Origin of the sequence: Nonomuraea sp. NPDC049028 (assembly GCF_043197735.1) — a bacterium.
GTDB lineage: Bacteria > Actinomycetota > Actinomycetes > Streptosporangiales > Streptosporangiaceae > Nonomuraea.
This window is the reverse complement of record NZ_JBICTR010000006.1, coordinates 509,582-525,104: the sequence shown is the minus strand read 5'-3', so window position 1 is coordinate 525,104 and position 15,523 is coordinate 509,582. Positions and strand designations below refer to the sequence as shown.

Genomic DNA, 15,523 nt, shown 5'->3' with positions numbered 1-15,523 from the left:
GGTATGCGTCGTACTGCGTGGGGCCCCGATACCACCAACCCGCCACCGCAACACGCGCTATGGACCGACGCCAGAAATACTGACACTTGTCCAGTTGCGAGTCGCGGTATTTGACAGAAAACGGTTAGGCGCGCGAGCGGACGCCCGCCGCCATCTCCCGGGCCAGCACGCCGATCGACTCACGGCCGGCCGCCTCGTCGGGCGCGTCGAGCATCCGGCGGATGAACGCCGAGCCCACGATGACGCCGTCGGCGTAGCCGGCCACCTCGGCCGCCTGCTTGCCGGTGCCGACGCCCAGTCCCACGCACACGGGCAGCGCGGTGTGCGCGCGGGTGCGCTTGACCAGGTCCTCGGCCGCCACGTTGACGGTCTCCCTGGCGCCCGTGACGCCCATCAGCGAGGCCGCGTAGACGAAGCCGGTGCAGCAGTCGACGACGGCCTTGATGCGCGCCTCGGTGGAACTGGGCGCCACCAGGAACACGGTGTCGATGCCCGCCGCGGCCGAGGCCGCCCGCCACGGCTCCGACTCCTCCGGTGTCAGGTCGGGCGTGATCGTGCCGACGCCGCCCGCGGCGGCCAGGTCACGTGCGAACCGTTCGGCGCCGTAGCGGTCGATCGGGTTCCAGTACGTCATGACCAGCGTGGCCGCGCCGGTGGCGGCGACTCCCTCGACCGTGCGCAGGACGTCGGCGATCCGGGTGCCGTTGACCAGCGACCGGTGCACGGCGTCCTGGATGGTCGGCCCGTCCATCAGCGGGTCGGAGTAGGGCAGCCCGATCTCGATCACGTCGCAGCCGGCCTCGACCAGGGCGGCGGCCGCGGTGATGGCGCCTTCCTTGGACGGGAAGCCCGCGGGCAGGTAGCCGACCAGCGCGGCCCGGTTCTCCGCCTTCGCCGTGGCGAAAACCGTCTGAAGAGTAGTCATGATCGTCCGTTCTCAGTGGTCAGGGGCCGCATCGCCGCCGTCCTTGCCATGGTGCCATCGGCCGCCGGGCTCGGGCATCTTCCAGAGCCGGTGCGGCGCGAACCCCGGGCCGTCAGAGGTTGAAGTACTTCATCGCCGTGCCCATGTCCTTGTCGCCGCGCCCCGAGAGGTTGACCAGGATGGTCGCCTCGGGACCCAGCTCACGGCCGAGCTCAAGCGCGCCCGCCAGGGCGTGTGACGACTCGATGGCCGGGATGATGCCCTCGGTCCTGGCCAGCAGCGAGAACGCGGCCATCGCCGCGTCGTCGGTCACACCGTGGTAGACCGCCCGCCCGCTGTCCTTGAGCCAGGCGTGCTCGGGCCCGACGCCCGGGTAGTCGAGACCGGCCGAGATCGAGTGCGACTCGATCGTCTGGCCCTCCTCGTCCTGAAGCACGTAGGTCCGTGAGCCGTGCAGCACGCCGACCGAGCCGGCGGTGAGCGTGAGCGCGTGCTCGCCGCTCTCCAAGCCGTGGCCGGCGGCCTCGTAGCCGTGCAGCTGGACGCCCTCGTCGCCGATGAAGGCGTGGAAGATGCCGATCGCGTTGCTGCCGCCACCGACGCAGGCGGCGACCGCGTCGGGCAGCCGGCCGGTCAGTTCCAGCATCTGGCGGCGGGCCTCGACGCCGATGATGCGCGCGAAGTCGCGCACGATCTCGGGGAACGGGTGCGGGCCGGCGATGGTGCCGAACAGGTAGTGGGTCGTGTCGACGTTGGTGACCCAGTCGCGGAACGCCTCGTTGATGGCGTCCTTCAGCGTCTGGGAGCCGTTGGTCACCGGCACCACCGTGGCGCCGAGCAGCTTCATCCTGGCCACGTTGAGCGCCTGGCGCTCACAGTCGACCTGGCCCATGTAGATGACGCACTCCAGGCCGAGCAGGGCCGCCGCGGTGGCGGTGGCCACGCCGTGCTGGCCCGCGCCGGTCTCGGCGATCACTCGCTTCTTGCCGAGCCGCTTGGTCAGCAGCGCCTGGCCGAGCACGTTGTTGATCTTGTGGGCGCCGGTGTGCGTGAGGTCCTCGCGCTTGAGGATGATCCGCGCGCCGCCGGCGTGCTCGGCGAAGCGCGGCACCTCGGTCAGCGTGGTCGGCCTGCCCGCGTACGTACGCAGCAGGTGATCGAACTCGCGCAGGAACTCGGCGTCGTTCTTGGCCTTCTCGTAGACCGCGGCGACCTCGTCGAGGGCCGGGATGAGCGCCTCGGGAACGTAGCGCCCGCCGAAGATGCCGAACTTGCCGTGCACGTCGGGGTCGTTGCCGTAGGCGCCGTTACCTGCCAGGTCGGCGGCGGTGAGAATGGTGCCGTCGTTTGCCACTGCTATCCCTCTGCTCCGTGGTCGGGGCGCGTCGCGGGGTGGGCGCCGGCGGTCACCAGCGCCTCCACGGCCTTGCGTGGATCCTTGCCGGTGACCAGGCTCTCGCCCACCAGGACGGCGTCGGCGCCGACCCGTGCGTAGGCGAGCAGGTCATGCGGACCCCGCACACCCGACTCCGCGATCTTGATCACATTATCGGGGACCTTCGGCGCCAGCTTGGCGAACACGTCGCGGTCGACCTCGAGTGTCTTCAGATTACGGGCGTTGATCCCGATGATCCGGGCGCCCGCCGCGACCGCCCGCTCCAGCTCCTCCTCGGTGTGCACCTCGACCAACGGGGTGAGCCCAATGGACTCGGCCCGCTCGATCAGCGACACCAGGGCCTCCTGCTCCAGGCAGACCACCATCAGCAGCGCCAGGTCGGCGCCGTGGGCCCTGGCCTCCCACAGCTGGTAGGAGGTGAGGATGAAGTCCTTGCGCAGGATCGGGATGTCGACGCGGGCGCGGACCGCGGCCAGGTCTTCGAGGCTGCCGCCGAACTTGCGCCGTTCGGTCAGCACGCTGATGACGTGGGCGCCGCCCGCCTCGTAGTCGGCGGCCAGCGCGGCCGGGTCGGCGATGGCGGCCAGCGCGCCCTTGGACGGGCTGGATCGCTTGACCTCGGCGATCACCGAGATCCGGTCGCCGCCGAGCGCGGCGAGCGCGTCTTTGGGCCCCGAAGCCCGCTCGGCCCGCTGCTTGAGCTCGTCAAGCGACACGGCCTGCTGACGGGTGGCGAGGTCGGCGCGCACCCCGTCGAGGATGTCGTCGAGGACGCTCGGCCCTTCGGTCCGCTCACTCACGCGCTTGGGGTCCCTCCGGTCGGCAGTTGGGGGCGGCAGAGAGTTCGCATCGCGTCCGCTCCCGGCCTGTCTTGCGATGGTATCGGCCCCGACGTGGTCACCTCACCACAGGCCCCCGACTACGGCGCGAGAAACGCCCCGAATGGCAGGTTTCGGACCACCCAGTACACCAGCACTATGCCGAGAAACGCCCAAAGCCAAGCTGGATGCGCGAGTGTCGTCCGCCGGGGCTTGCCCTGCCAGGCGCGGACCAGCCAGCGACCCCACCAGAACAGCAGAAACGGGATCATCGCCATGGCGAGCGGGTTGAGGCCGAGCGCGGTCACCGGGTCGAGGTGGGCCAGCGCGTGGATGGTGCGCAACGTACCGCAGCCCGGACAGTAGAGGCCGGTGGCCCACAGGAACGGGCAGGTCGGATAGTGGCCCGGCTGGTTGGGGTCGATCGTGCCGACGACCGCGAACACCGCCCCCGCCGCGGCGGCGACGCCGAGCGGCGCGAGCACGGACCGGAGCCGGTCGGTGCCGCGCCGCTCGAAGTTCGCGATGTCCATCAGTATCCGGAGGTCGACGTGTTCGCGGCGACGATCACGAAGAGCAGGATGTAGCCGATGACGATGAGGATGTTGATGATCGCGCCGAAGATCAGCGCGCGCTTCCACCACGTCTTGGCTTCTTCCGAGGACTGCATCGCGCCCTGGTAGTCACCGGCCTGCCACTTCGAGTTCACCTGCGACGACTTGACAATCGACACGATACCGAAGGGAAGGCAGCAGAACAGCGTCGTGAGGATGGCCGCGACCAGGTGGTTGTCCGGCGGGCTCTGCGGCGCGCCGTAGCCGCCGGGCTGACCGTAACCGCCACCGGGGGGCGGGCCGTAACCGGGAGGCTGGGCGCCGTAGCCGCCACCGCTCGGGGGCTGCTGGCCATAGCCACCGCCACTGGGCGGCTGCTGACCGTAACCGCCACCGCCACTCGGGGGCTGCTGACCGTAACCACCGCCACCGCTGGGCGGCTGCTGGCCATAGCCACCGCCACTGGGCGGCTGCTGACCGTAACCGCCACCACCGCTCGGGGGCTGCTGACCGTAACCGCCGCCGGGCGGCTGGGCGCCGTAACCGCCGTCGCCCTGGTTTCCGTAGCTCATGCTGATGACTCCTCAATCTGTGGCGCGTTGCGCGCGGCAGCCTAGCGACAAACCACTATCGACGTGGAATAACGTCCACGTTGCGGACAATTTGTAACCGACTGGATGCCCTGCGGGTCAGTAGTTTCCGGTCGTGGTGGCGGTCGCGAGCCCCACGAAGGTCAGCCAAATACCGCCGAACACGAGCCAGAGAATCGCCCAGAGCACAATCGTGATGTACGAGGTGATCAGGCCGCCCATGGCCATGCCCTGGCCCTCTTCGCCGGTGCGCTTGATGCGGTTGAGGGCGATGTGACCCACGACGGCACCGGGGATGCTGGTCAGGCCGCAGAACAGCAACCCGACGATGCCCAGGACGAGCGAGGCGACGGCCAGGCCGCTGGTGTTCCTCTGCGGGGCCCCGTACGCGCCGTAGCCGGGTGGCCCGTAGGCGCCCGGCGGCTGCTGGCCGTACCCATATTCGCCGGACGGCTGCTGACCGTAGCCGTAGTCGCCGGACGACTGCTGGCCGTAATAACCGCTCGGGGGCTGCTGACCGTAACCCGGAGACTGACCGTAGCCCGGAGACTGGCCATAGCCGGGAGACTGGCCGTAGGCCGGAGGCTGGCTCTGGCCCGGAGGCTGTCCGTAGCCTCCGCCGGGCGGCTGCGCGCCGTAACCCCCGCTGTTGCCCTGATCCCCGTAGCTCATGCCACTGGCACCTCATCCCCTCTTGGCCCGTTGCAGAGGCAGCTTATTGACGAAACGCGCGCCGGTCTGGCAACGGTTCAGACCGTGGACTTTTTGTGATGAGCCCGCGACGGGGAGGGGTCGCGCGCGGCTAGGTCGGGTCGTCGCCGCGGTCCAGGGCGTCCCACATGGAGCGGTCGCCGGTGGTCTCGGGACGCTCGCGGGTGTACTTGGCGGACATTCCGCCCCAAGCGCCACCTCGTACGACGGCCGCAACGCCGCCCGCGACCATCAACACCGCCCCGAGGCCGCACACCACGGGCCAGAGCGGCACCACGTCCCACTGGATCGCGCCGGTCGCGCGCATGACGTTCCGCTCGCGCAGCCAGCTCAGCACGCCGCTCCCGCCGGCCGCCTGCCACGCGCCGAGCCCGGCGCCCACACCGCACAAGGCCAGCAGCACTCCGATGACCCGGCGACCGGCTCCCTTGGTGGCCAGCACGGCCACCACCCCGGCCAGCCCGGCCAGCGCCAGGGGCGTCAGAACCGGACTGAGGTCACCACCGCTCGGCACGGCCAAAGCCCCTGTGCCGGCGCCGCGCACGTTCGTCACCCACGCCCGACCCGCGGCGACCAGCACCAGCACACAGCCGACCGCCGTCACCACCAGCCAAGCGGTCAACTCCCGCCGCCCCCGCCGAGCCGCGACCTCAGCCGGAGACTCGCCCTGCTCCCCCGCCCTGCTCTGCCCCCCGGCTTCGGACACGTCACCCGTCTGAGACCCCGCCGCCGCCCCGCCTGTCCCAGACGCGACCTCCGACCGAGTCTCGGGCTCCCGGCCATCCGACCGGGACATGGCGCCCGCCCGAGACCCGGATTCCGGACCGCCTGATCGAGGCGCGGCGTCTGACTCGGGCCGGGCGTCCGACTCGGGGCGAGTGACCGGCCCGGGTCCAACGCCCGGTTCAGGTCCGGTGACCGACCCGGATCCGGTTACCGACTCGGATCCAGTGTCCGGGTCAGGTCCGGTGGCCGTCATGGTGTGATCGTCACCTCGAGCGTGTCGGCGTCGAAGCAGGTGTGGTCGCCCGTGTGGCAGGCCGCTCCCACCTGGTTCACCTTGAGCAGCACCGTGTCACCGTCGCAGTCGAGCGACACCGCCTTGACGTGCTGCACGTGCCCCGACGTATCCCCCTTCACCCAGTAGGCCCCCCGGCTGCGCGACCAGTAGGTGGCCCGGCCGGTGGTGAGGGTGCGATGCAGCGCCTCGTCGTCCATCCAGGCGAGCATCAGCACTTCGCCCGAGTCGTACTGCTGGACGATCGCGGGCACCAGCCCGTCGCCGTTGCGCTTGAGTCGCGCGGCGATCTTGGGGTCAAGGGACATGTCGTCATTCAACCAGCCGGAGCGGCCGCTCCCCGAATCGACGGTGGCACAGCCGCAGTTCCGGCACTCTGGCCAGGCCGCCGATCACTGGTGCGGCGACCCGGGCGGTTCGTCACACGACCGCCCTGAAATCCCTGTGACGGTCCGGGGCACCGCCCCCGAGGATCTAGTCGAGTGCCTGTGACAGCGTCTCGTAGATCGGGAACAGTGGTGCGATGTTGGTCCGGCGCAGGCGCCTCAGGACCTGGCCGTCCGTGGCGATCAGCGCCATGGTGCCGTCGCGATCCCGCAGAGCGGCAAGCTGGCGAACCAGCACCCCCAAGCCCGATGTGTCGATGAAGGTCAGGTTGCTCAGGTCGACGACCAGGCGCGGCCCGTGTGTCGCGACCGCCTCGTCGAAACATTTGCGGACCTTTGACACGTTGTCCGCGTCGACCTCGCCCGCGAGGCTGACGACCACGAGCTCGCCATGTCGGCGCCGCGTCATCTCCAGCACATCCACGCCCATGCTCCTCATGACTCCGCCACTAGCGGCCCCCGCGGAAAAGGTACACCGGGACGCGCCACGTTACCGAGGGTTTTGCGAAGAACGCATTACGTAATGATGCGCGGCGGAGTATTTTCTGTGCGACGCCCGGCAGACGCACGGCAGGGGGAGGGACGCTCGTGGTGGACGTCGCGGGTTCCGTCCTCGATCCCGACCTGGGCGATCACGTCTGCCTGCCGTTCCAGGGTGATCGGGAGCGGATGGCCGCGACCAGGGCGTTCACGGCGAACGGGCTGCGCCGCCGGACCAAAGTGATGATCATCACCCACACCGACACGCCGGAGCGGACGCGGGAGTGGCTGGCGCCGCTCGTGCCGGGGCTGGCCGCGGCGGAGGCGGCGGGGCGGGTCGAGATCACGGCGTGCGCGGGCGCGGACGGGCCCGCGTGGCTGCTGGGCGTGCTGGTCGCGGCCGGCGAGCAGGCCAGGGAGCAGGGGCATCGCGGAGTCTACGCGCTGGTCGACGCGGCGTGGGGGGTGCGGGACGCGGCGGGGCGGGAGGGGTTCGAGGCGGCGGTCAACGCGCTGTTCGGTGAGCGGTGGCTGGCGGCCGTGTGCCAGTACGATCGCGGACTCTACTCGGCCGCGGCCGTCAACCGGGCGGCGGCAATCCATCCGATCGCGCCGGGGCAGGCGCTGCTGCGGTTCGTCAACATGCGCCCGCAGCCGGGGCTGCTGCTGTCGGGTGACATCGACATCACCAACCGGCTGGCGTTCGCCTCGGTACTGACCCAGTTGGAGGCGGTGGCGGCCGAGGTGGTCATCGACGCGACGGGGCTCGACTTCATCGACGCCGGGTCGGCCCAGTTGCTCGCTCTGACAGCGCTGGCACGCGCCGCCGCCCACCACCATCGCACGGTGGTGGTGTGCCGCGGGACGGTCGCGCGCGTGCTGCGGCTGATCAGGGCCGACGAGGTCATCGCCGTCCGCCGGGCCGTCGATGGGTAGACAGGTCCTCTGTACGGGGTTCGCGCAAGGGCGGATCACTGCCCTGCGCAGATTGGTCACCGAGCGCGCGGCCGGGGAGGGTCTGGCGGGCAAGAGGCTGGAGGACTTCGTGCTGGCGGTCAACGAGATCACCACGAACGCCGTGCTGCACGGCGGCGGCAGCGGACGGCTACGGCTGTGGTGGCACGACGACCGGCTCTGGTGCGAGGTGACCGATGAGGGGCCGGGCCTGCCGCCCGGCTGGACGGGCGCCTCTCACACTCCGCCGGGGTACGAGCCGCGCGGGCGCGGGTTGTGGCTGACCAGGCTGCTGTGCGACCAGGTCACGGTCGTCTCCGGCCCGGGCGGCACCAGCGTACGCTTCGCCGCCGCCCGGGAATGAGCCCGATCGCACCAAAAGAATCGCACCAAAAGAACAACACGCTACGAGTGGGCGGCCGACACCCAGGAGGCGTGCAGGTCGGCGTAGACGCCCGGCTCGGTCACCAGCTCGGCGTGCGGCCCCCGCTGCACCAGCCGCCCCACGTCGAAGACGAGCACCTCGTTCGCGTTCTCGGCCGTCGACAGCCGGTGCGCGATCGAGATGGCCGTCCGCCCCCTGGTGACGCCTTCGAGCGCCCGCGCCAGTCGTACCTCCGTCGCCGGGTCGACCGCCGAAGTGGCCTCGTCGAGCAGCAGCAGGTCGGGGTCGGCCAGGTAGGCGCGGGCGAGCGCGACGAGCTGGCGTTCGCCCGCCGAGAGCGACTCGCCGCGCTGGCCCACCGGGGTGTCGAGGCCGGCGGGCAGGCCCTCCAGCCAGTCGGCCAGGCCGAGCTCGGTCAAGGCCAGCAGGATCTCCTCGCGCGTGGCGGCGGGCTTGCCGTAGCGGACGTTCTGCTCCAGGGTGCCGTCGAACAGGAAGCCGTCCTGCGGCACCATCACGATGCGCTCGCGCAGCGAGGAGAAGCGCACGTCGCGCAGGTCGTGGCCGTCGACGGTGACGCGGCCCGCGACCGGGTCCATGAGCCGGGTGAGCAGTTTGGCGAACGTGGTCTTGCCGGAGCCGGTCTCGCCCACGATCGCGATGCGCGAGCGCGGCGGGATGGACAGCGTGACCTCGCGCAGTACGGGGACGCCGCCGGGGTAGTTGAAGTGCACGTCCTCGAAGGCGACGGAGATCGGGCCGCGCGGCAGGTCCACGCCGGAGTCGCCGGGGTCGGCCACGTCCGGCGGGGTGTCGAGGACGCCGAGGATGCGCCGCCAGCCGGCGACCGCGTTCTGGGCCTCGTTCAGCACCTCGGTGGCCGTCTGCAGGGGCGAGACGAACAACGTGACCAGGAACAGGAACGCCACCAGTCGCCCGGCCGTGATCTCGCCCGACAGCCCGAGCCGCACCCCGAGCAGGACGATCCCGGAGATGGCCACCGCGGCCACGATCTCGGTCAGCGGGAAGACGAACCCGACGATCGTCTGCGCCTTGATCTGCGCGGACCTGTTGGCGTCGACGGCGGTGTCGATGCGGTCGGCGGTGCGCCGCTCGGAGGCGTACGCCCTGATGACCGCGGCGCCGACGACGGACTCGCTGACGGCGGCGAGCATGTCGCCGGTCCGCTCGCGGACGGTGGTGTAGGCGCCGGACAGCCAGCGCTGGAAGCGCGGCAGCGCGATCACCAGCGGGATGAAGCAGGCCCAGACCAGCAGTGTGAGCTGCCAGGAGTAGATGAACATCAGCACGCTGGCCACGAGCACCTGGCCGAACGCCACGATGATCATCAGCCCGCCCCATTGCATGAACGTGCTGATCTGGTCGATGTCGTTGGTGACGCGGGAGACGAGGGCGCCGCGGCGCTCGGTGTTCTGGGTGAGGACGGACAGGTCGTGCACGTGGCGGAAGCCGCGGACCCGCAGGGTGGCCAGTGAGGACTCGGTCGCCTTGTAGAGGCGAACGTTCATGACATATCCGGCGAGGGCGGTCAGGATCACGGCGGCGGCGCACAGGGCGACGGCCCGCCAGATGTACGGCAGGTCGGGGGTGCCGCCCTTGAGGCCGGTGTCGATGGTCTGCTGCACCGCGATCGGCACGATGATCTTGCCGCCGGTGGCGATGACGGCCAGCGCCAGCGTCCCGGCCAGGCCGCTGCGGAACTCCGGCGTGAGCGAGAACCCCTGGCGGATCGTGGCCAGCGCCGACCGCTCGGCGTTGCCGCGGATGCCCTGTTCCACGCTCATGCGCTGACTTCCCGCCCGGTGTTGCCGGGGATCCCCTGCCCGACGCTCATGCGCTGACCTCTTCTTCCTCGATGGGCTCAATCTCGATGGCCGCCCGTTCGGCCTCCTCCCGCTCGTAGGCGGTCACCAGGTTCCGGTAGCCCTCGCAGCGCTCCAGCAGCTCCTCGTGGCCGCCCCGGTCGACGACCCGCCCCCGGTCCAGGTAGACGATCTCGTCGGCCAGCGCGATCGTGGCCATCCGGTAGGCCACGACCACGACGCTCGACGCCGCGTCGCGCAGGCCGTACAGGATCTTGGCCTCGACCTGCGGATCGACGCTGGAGGTGGCGTCGTCGAGGATGAGCAGGCGCGGGCGGCGGACGACCGCGCGGGCCAGCGCGAGGCGCTGGCGCTGGCCGCCGGACAGCGACGTGCCGCGTTCGCCGACGCGGGTGTCGAGTCCCGAAGCGAGCTTGGCGACGAACCCGTCGGCCTGGGCCAGGCGCAGCGCCGCCCACACGTCCGCGTCGTCGGTGTCCAGCCCGAGCGCGATGTTGCCGCGCACGGTGTCGTCGAACAGGAACGTCTGCTGCGGCACCAGCGCGACGGATTCGGCCAGCCCGCCGTAGGCGAGCCGGCGCACGTCGACGCCGTCGAGCAGCACCTGTCCGGAAGCCGGGTCGACCAGCCGCACGAGCAGTTGCACCAGCGTCGACTTGCCGGACCCGGTCGGCCCCACCAGCGCGACGGTGCCGCCGGCCGGCACGTCGAAGGTGACGTCGTGCAGCACCTCGTCGGCGCCGTAGGCGTAGGAGACGTCCGAGACCTCCAGCTTGGCGGGCCGGGCCTCGCTGAGCGCGACCTCGCCGTACTCCATGGACCCCTCGGCCTCCAGTACGGCCTGCACCCTCTCCCAGCCGACGACGCTGCGCGGCAGCTCGGCCAGCACCCAGCCGAGCGCCCGGATGGGGAAGGACAGCAGCGTGAACAGGTAGGCGACCTGCACCAGCTCGCCGGAGTCGATCGAGTTGGTGGACAGCCGCAGCGCGCCGACGCCGAGCACCGCGAGCACGCCGAGCGTGGGCAGGGCCTCCAGCAGGGGGTCGAACAGTCCGCGCACCCGCCCGACGGCGATGTTCGCGTCACGCAGCTCGTGCGCGCGCCGCCGGAAGCGCTCGGTCTCCATCGCCTCCCTGCCGAGCGTCTTGACGACCAGCGCGCCGTCGAAGCTCTCGTGCGCGATCTCGCTGACCTCCGCGCGCAACTGCTGCGCGCGGGTGGCCAGCGGACTCAGGCGGCGCTGGTAGATCAGGTTCAGTACGGCGATGGCCGGGAAGATCAGGAAGCCCACCAGCGCGAGCACGGGGTCGGTGAGCAGCATCCCGATCGCCGCGGTGAACAGCATGACGATCACGCCGACGGCCATGGGCAGCGGCGCGAGCGGCGCCCAGGCCGCCTCGGCGTCGGCGCTGGCGTTGGACAGCAGCTGCCCGGTCGGGTGCTGGTGGTGCCACGACAGGGGCAGCCGCAGGTACTGCCTGGTGACCGCGCGCCGCGAACGGGCCTGCATGCGGTACTGCATCAGCCCGGCCAGGATGCGGCGGCCCGCCACGCCGATGGATTTGAGCAGCGCCGCGCCCATGATGAGCAGCACGCCGGTCCAGAGCGCGCCCGCGGCGGTGTCGCCCTTGTCGAAGGCGGGGAGTACGACGTTCTGGGTGGCCCAGCCGAGCGCCCAGGCGGACGCCACGGTCATGCCACCGTAGAGCGCGCTGGCCAGGACGGCCGCGGCGAACACCGCCTTCTCCGTACGGACGGCCACCCCAAGGACGCGCAGCCCTTGACGCATGACAGCCGAGGTGACCTTGGTCGCCACTCGCAAATTTTCCTTTCCCCGCCCATTTCTACATATGTCACTATCACTGGCGATCAACACGTTATTCCCGCGGGTAGGGTTGGCCGGGTGACTCACGCTCGTAGCGAACGCGCCGCGCTGTGCGACCTGCTCGACCGGCTCGGCCCGGACGCGCCGACGCTCTGCACGGGCTGGAACACCTATGACATGGCCGCCCACCTGGTCCTGCGCGAGCGCCGGCCCGACGCCATGGGCGGCATCGCCCTCAAACCGCTGGCCGGCTACACGGCCTCGGTGCAGGAGGGGCTGAAGGCCAAGCACTCCTACCCCGAGCTGGTCGACCTGGTCCGCAAGCCGGGCGGCGTGTACGGCGTGCTCCCCTTCCTCGACAACGCCGTCAACACCCTGGAGTTCTTCGTCCACCACGAGGACGTGCGCCGCGCGCAGCCGGAGTGGGAGCCGCGCGAGCTGCCCGCCGATCTGGAACAGATCATGTGGAAGCGGGTGGCCGGCGGCGGACGGCTGATGCTGCGCCGATCACCCGTGGGCGTGGTGCTGCACCGCCTGGGCGGCGGCGTGACGCTGGGCGGCGCGCAGCAGGGCCCGAAGGTGGAGGTGACGGGCCGGGCGGGCGAGCTGCTGCTGTTCTGCTTCGGGCGTCAGGAGCACGCCAGGGTCGAACTGGCGGGCGATGCCGACGCCGTCGCCCGGCTCAAGAACGCCAAGCTGGGCATGTGATGGCGCACCAACTTCCGGGGTTCCGTAGGGGCCTCGGCGATACCTCTTGGCCTTACCATGGCGTGAGAAACAAGCCCCCCGGTTAGGATCAAGGAACGTCTTCACAGAAGATGCCAAGGATCGCCCAGATCCGGGTATATACGGCTGGGAATGGACTGCAGGAGGCCCCCATGCAGGTCAAGAAGGTGGTCACGTACGTTCTAGTGGCGTTCGTGATTTTCTACCTGTTCACCCGGCCGGCCCAGGCCGCATCCGCGGTTAACGGCGTGTTCGACGGGATCGTTCATGGCGCCAACCAGTTGGCTGTCTTCTTTACCAATGTGCTGACCTGAGGTGTGGTTCTGTCTGCGCTAGACGCTTCCCCACGATGCCAGATCGTGTTACGCAGGCAGAATGAGAGATCGTCCGAGCGTCACCAAACTCAATCAGCCTGATCCCCACGCCCGGCGCGTCCTCGAACGCGCCGAGATCGAGGGGATCGAGCTGGTCCGCTTCCTGTACGCCGACCACGGAGGCGTCATCCGTGGGAAAGCGGCATCCCGGTCGCGACTCGCCGAGCGGCTCAACACCGGGATCGGGCACACGGTGGCGATGATGGCGATGAACATGCTCGACCAGTTGCAGGAGGTCGAGCACCTGGGTCCGGTGGGCGAGGTGCGCATCGTCCCCGATCCCTCTACCTTCGTCCCGCTCCCCCACGCCCCCGGCGCCGCGGCGATGCTCTCAGATCTCCGCGAGCCGGACGGCTCACCTTGGGCGGCCTGCGCACGCACCTTCCTCAAGGACGCGGTCGGCGCGCTGGCGGACGAGGGCTACACCCTGCTGGCCGCCTTCGAGCCGGAGTTCACGCTCGGCCGGCGGTTGCCCGACCCTACGGGCGGCTTCGACCGGCTGGTGCCGCTCGACGACACGCTCTGCTACGCCGCCACCGGCTTCGACACCGCCCACGACTACACGATCAAGCTGATCCGCGCCCTGGAGACGCAGGGCCTGCACGTCGAGCACTACCACCCGGAGCTCGGGCCGGGCCAGCAGGAGCTGTCCGTACGCCACGCGCCCGCGCTACGGGCCGCCGACAACCACGTCCTCTACCGCGAGACCGTGCGCGGGGTCGCGATGCGCATGTCGATGTGGGCGTCACTGGCCCCCAAGCCGCTGGCCGACCAGGCGGGCAACGGGGCCCACCTGCACCTGTCCCTGTGGAACGACACCCAGAACGTCTTCGCCGACGACGGCGAGCTGCGGGCGGGCTTCATCGGCGGCCTGATCGCCCACCTGCCCGCTCTGACCGCGCTGACCTGCGGCAGCGTCAACGGCTTCCGGCGGCTGGCGCCGCGCACGTGGGCCAGCGCCTACGCCGTCTACGGCCCCGACAACCGGGAGGCCGCGATCCGGGTCTGCTCGCCGCTCGGCGAGAGCGGCGAGCCGAACCTGGAGCTCAAGCCGTCCGACTCCTCGGCCAACCCGTACCTGTCGCTCGGCGCGGTCATCCACGCCGGGCTCGACGGGATCCGGCGCAAGCTGGACCCCGGCGAGGCGGTCGACGTCGACCCCGACACGCGGCCCGGCCGCTACCCGCGCCTGCCCGCCTCACTGGAGGAGGCGCTCGACGCCCTGGAGGCGGACGAGGTGCTCATGGAGGCGCTCGGCCCGCTACGGCGTAGCGCGTATCTGGCCGTGAAGCGGTCCGAGGCCGCCGCGTTCGCGGCCAAGGACGCCTCCTATGAGCTGTTCCACCACATGCGGGTGTTCTAGCCGACCGTCCGCAGGTTCTAGCGGACCGGGTGGCCGGCCATCCGGAGCGTGTCCTTGACCTCGGAGATCTTCAACGTCCCGAAGTGGAACACGCTCGCCGCCAGCACCGCGTCGGCGCCGGCCGCGACCGCCGGAGGGAAGTCCTCCAGCCGCCCGGCGCCGCCGCTGGCGATCACCGGCACCCGGACCGCGGCCCTGACCGCGTGCAGCAGCTCGAGGTCGTAACCGTCGAGCGTGCCGTCGCCGTCCATCGAGTTGAGCAGGATCTCGCCGACGCCGAGCTCTTCACCGCGCGCGGCCCACTCGACCGCGTCGATGCCGGTGCCGCGGCGCCCGCCGTGCGTGGTCACCTCGAAGCCGCTCTCGGTGCCCGGCGCCCGCCGCGCGTCGACCGACAGCACCACGCACTGCGCGCCGAAGCGCCGCGACGCCTCGGTGAGCAGCTCGGGCCGGGCGATGGCGGCGGTGTTGAACGACACCTTGTCGGCTCCCGCGCGCAGCAGCGTGTTGACGTCGTCGACCGAGCGGATGCCGCCGCCCACGGTCAGCGGGATGAACACCTGCTCGGCGGTCCTGCGCACCACGTCGAGCATGGTGTCGCGCTCGCCCGACGAGGCGGTGATGTCGAGGAAGGTCAGCTCGTCGGCCCCCTCGGCGTCGTAGCGCCTGGCCAGTTCGACCGGGTCGCCCGCGTCGCGCAGGTTGGCGAAGTTGACGCCCTTGACCACGCGCCCCGCGTCCACGTCCAGGCACGGGATCACCCGTACGGCTACCGTCATGCCCGAAGCGCCTCTATCTCGATCTCGACCAGCATGTGGGGATCGACCAGCCCGGCGACGCGGACGCCGGTGCAGGCGGGACGCACCCGCCCGAACACCTCGCCGATCGCCCGCCCGACCTGGTCGAAGTGGCCGTGCTCGACCACATAGTAGCGGACCATGACGACGTCCTCCCTGCTCAGGCCGCCCATCGCGACCGCTTCGAGGGCGATGTCCATGGCCGTTCTGCTCTGCAGGTAGGCGTCACCGTGGTGACGTACCTCGCCGTCGACGGTGGCGGTGCACCCGGACACGATCACCCGGTCACCGACGACCACCGCCCTCGCGTAGCCGTATCTCTCTTCCCAGATGCCTCCGGAGAACACCCTTGGTCCGGTGCTTTCCATACTCATGCT

Annotated in this window: 18 protein-coding genes; 5 read left to right on the top strand and 13 right to left on the bottom strand. The window is 70.6% G+C overall.

Annotated features, from left to right (window positions below):
- Positions 1–124: 124 nt before the first annotated feature.
- The 9 genes from trpA to ACGFJ2_RS25765 all read right to left on the bottom strand — a co-directional run bounded on the left by trpA (position 125) and on the right by ACGFJ2_RS25765 (position 6,822).
- A complete protein-coding gene (gene trpA / locus ACGFJ2_RS25805) occupies positions 125–925 on the bottom strand; it encodes a tryptophan synthase subunit alpha (RefSeq protein ID WP_357945518.1) in 801 nt (266 codons plus the stop codon).
- A 112-nt stretch (positions 926–1,037) separates the two neighbouring features.
- Positions 1,038–2,243: a tryptophan synthase subunit beta gene (trpB, locus tag ACGFJ2_RS25800; RefSeq protein ID WP_357946351.1), complete on the bottom strand. Its 1,206-nt coding sequence runs from the start codon at positions 2,241–2,243 to the stop codon at positions 1,038–1,040.
- A gap of 38 nt (positions 2,244–2,281) precedes the next feature.
- A complete protein-coding gene (gene trpC, locus ACGFJ2_RS25795) occupies positions 2,282–3,121 on the bottom strand; it encodes an indole-3-glycerol phosphate synthase TrpC (RefSeq protein WP_225291735.1) in 840 nt (279 codons plus the stop codon).
- Positions 3,122–3,240: 119 nt separating this feature from the next.
- Positions 3,241–3,672 carry a DUF2752 domain-containing protein gene (locus ACGFJ2_RS25790; RefSeq protein ID WP_357945515.1) on the bottom strand — a complete coding sequence of 144 codons (432 nt, stop codon included), beginning with the start codon at positions 3,670–3,672 and terminating at the stop codon, positions 3,241–3,243.
- The gene (locus tag ACGFJ2_RS25785; RefSeq protein WP_357945512.1) at positions 3,672–4,265 is read right to left on the bottom strand and encodes a CD225/dispanin family protein; all 594 of its coding nucleotides are present in this window, start codon (positions 4,263–4,265) and stop codon (positions 3,672–3,674) included. Before ACGFJ2_RS25785 ends, ACGFJ2_RS25790 begins: the two co-directional genes overlap by 1 nt.
- 117 nt (positions 4,266–4,382) lie before the next feature.
- Positions 4,383–4,955: a DUF4190 domain-containing protein gene (locus ACGFJ2_RS25780; RefSeq protein ID WP_358181016.1), complete on the bottom strand. Its 573-nt coding sequence runs from the start codon at positions 4,953–4,955 to the stop codon at positions 4,383–4,385.
- A gap of 130 nt (positions 4,956–5,085) precedes the next feature.
- Positions 5,086–5,700 carry a Trp biosynthesis-associated membrane protein gene (locus tag ACGFJ2_RS25775; RefSeq protein WP_393472227.1) on the bottom strand — a complete coding sequence of 205 codons (615 nt, stop codon included), beginning with the start codon at positions 5,698–5,700 and terminating at the stop codon, positions 5,086–5,088.
- A 269-nt stretch (positions 5,701–5,969) separates the two neighbouring features.
- A complete protein-coding gene (gene hisI, locus ACGFJ2_RS25770; protein WP_358181022.1) occupies positions 5,970–6,320 on the bottom strand; it encodes a phosphoribosyl-AMP cyclohydrolase in 351 nt (116 codons plus the stop codon).
- A 166-nt stretch (positions 6,321–6,486) separates the two neighbouring features.
- Complete coding sequence (locus tag ACGFJ2_RS25765) at positions 6,487–6,822, bottom strand: STAS domain-containing protein (protein WP_225291741.1); 336 nt, start codon at positions 6,820–6,822, stop codon at positions 6,487–6,489.
- 164 nt (positions 6,823–6,986) lie between these two features.
- Between ACGFJ2_RS25765 and ACGFJ2_RS25760 the strand changes: the two genes are divergently transcribed.
- Together ACGFJ2_RS25760 and ACGFJ2_RS25755 are read left to right on the top strand one after the other, a co-directional pair.
- On the top strand, positions 6,987–7,814 hold the full coding sequence (locus ACGFJ2_RS25760; protein WP_393472223.1) for an MEDS domain-containing protein: 828 nt from the start codon (positions 6,987–6,989) through the stop codon (positions 7,812–7,814).
- Positions 7,807–8,196, top strand: coding sequence for an ATP-binding protein (locus tag ACGFJ2_RS25755; RefSeq protein ID WP_357945497.1), 390 nt, complete (start codon positions 7,807–7,809; stop codon positions 8,194–8,196). Before ACGFJ2_RS25760 ends, ACGFJ2_RS25755 begins: the two co-directional genes overlap by 8 nt.
- 41 nt (positions 8,197–8,237) lie before the next feature.
- Here ACGFJ2_RS25755 and ACGFJ2_RS25750 read toward each other — a convergent pair whose 3' ends face one another.
- Both ACGFJ2_RS25750 and ACGFJ2_RS25745 read right to left on the bottom strand, forming a co-directional pair.
- A complete protein-coding gene (locus tag ACGFJ2_RS25750; RefSeq protein WP_358181027.1) occupies positions 8,238–10,022 on the bottom strand; it encodes an ABC transporter ATP-binding protein in 1,785 nt (594 codons plus the stop codon).
- A gap of 46 nt (positions 10,023–10,068) precedes the next feature.
- Positions 10,069–11,850, bottom strand: coding sequence for an ABC transporter ATP-binding protein (locus tag ACGFJ2_RS25745; RefSeq protein ID WP_393472733.1), 1,782 nt, complete (start codon positions 11,848–11,850; stop codon positions 10,069–10,071).
- A gap of 114 nt (positions 11,851–11,964) precedes the next feature.
- On the opposite strand from ACGFJ2_RS25745, the gene ACGFJ2_RS25740 reads away from it, so the two are divergent.
- From ACGFJ2_RS25740 to ACGFJ2_RS25730, 3 genes are all read left to right on the top strand, one after another.
- Positions 11,965–12,594 carry a TIGR03085 family metal-binding protein gene (locus tag ACGFJ2_RS25740; protein WP_357945491.1) on the top strand — a complete coding sequence of 210 codons (630 nt, stop codon included), beginning with the start codon at positions 11,965–11,967 and terminating at the stop codon, positions 12,592–12,594.
- A gap of 170 nt (positions 12,595–12,764) precedes the next feature.
- Positions 12,765–12,926 carry a hypothetical protein gene (locus ACGFJ2_RS25735; RefSeq protein WP_214637633.1) on the top strand — a complete coding sequence of 54 codons (162 nt, stop codon included), beginning with the start codon at positions 12,765–12,767 and terminating at the stop codon, positions 12,924–12,926.
- Between the two features lie 61 nt (positions 12,927–12,987).
- Entirely contained in the window at positions 12,988–14,349 is a 1,362-nt protein-coding gene (locus ACGFJ2_RS25730) for a glutamine synthetase family protein (protein WP_358181033.1), read from the top strand.
- Between the two features lie 17 nt (positions 14,350–14,366).
- On the opposite strand, the gene hisF is transcribed toward ACGFJ2_RS25730, so the two are convergent.
- Entirely contained in the window at positions 14,367–15,128 is a 762-nt protein-coding gene (hisF, locus tag ACGFJ2_RS25725; RefSeq protein ID WP_357945485.1) for an imidazole glycerol phosphate synthase subunit HisF, read from the bottom strand.
- Positions 15,125–15,520 (bottom strand): Rid family hydrolase, encoded by a 396-nt coding sequence (locus ACGFJ2_RS25720; RefSeq protein ID WP_357639495.1) that lies wholly within the window; start codon positions 15,518–15,520, stop codon positions 15,125–15,127. Before ACGFJ2_RS25720 ends, hisF begins: the two co-directional genes overlap by 4 nt.
- Between the last annotated feature and the right edge of the window lie 3 nt (positions 15,521–15,523).

Bases quoted from the DNA above. Each gene is read 5' to 3' on its own strand.
- ACGFJ2_RS25785 (WP_357945512.1), bottom strand. From the start codon at position 4,265: ATGAGCTACGGAAACCAGGGCGACGGCGGTTACGGCGCCCAGCCGCCC.
- ACGFJ2_RS25735 (WP_214637633.1), top strand. From the start codon at position 12,765: ATGCAGGTCAAGAAGGTGGTCACGTACGTTCTAGTGGCGTTCGTGATT.
- trpA (WP_357945518.1), bottom strand. From the start codon at position 925: ATGACTACTCTTCAGACGGTTTTCGCCACGGCGAAGGCGGAGAACCGG.
- ACGFJ2_RS25755 (WP_357945497.1), top strand. From the start codon at position 7,807: ATGGGTAGACAGGTCCTCTGTACGGGGTTCGCGCAAGGGCGGATCACT.
- ACGFJ2_RS25745 (WP_393472733.1), bottom strand. From the start codon at position 11,850: ATGCGTCAAGGGCTGCGCGTCCTTGGGGTGGCCGTCCGTACGGAGAAG.
- ACGFJ2_RS25790 (WP_357945515.1), bottom strand. From the start codon at position 3,672: ATGGACATCGCGAACTTCGAGCGGCGCGGCACCGACCGGCTCCGGTCC.
- hisI (WP_358181022.1), bottom strand. From the start codon at position 6,320: ATGTCCCTTGACCCCAAGATCGCCGCGCGACTCAAGCGCAACGGCGAC.
- ACGFJ2_RS25730 (WP_358181033.1), top strand. From the start codon at position 12,988: ATGAGAGATCGTCCGAGCGTCACCAAACTCAATCAGCCTGATCCCCAC.
- ACGFJ2_RS25750 (WP_358181027.1), bottom strand. From the start codon at position 10,022: ATGAGCGTGGAACAGGGCATCCGCGGCAACGCCGAGCGGTCGGCGCTG.
- hisF (WP_357945485.1), bottom strand. From the start codon at position 15,128: ATGACGGTAGCCGTACGGGTGATCCCGTGCCTGGACGTGGACGCGGGG.
- ACGFJ2_RS25720 (WP_357639495.1), bottom strand. From the start codon at position 15,520: ATGAGTATGGAAAGCACCGGACCAAGGGTGTTCTCCGGAGGCATCTGG.
- ACGFJ2_RS25780 (WP_358181016.1), bottom strand. From the start codon at position 4,955: ATGAGCTACGGGGATCAGGGCAACAGCGGGGGTTACGGCGCGCAGCCG.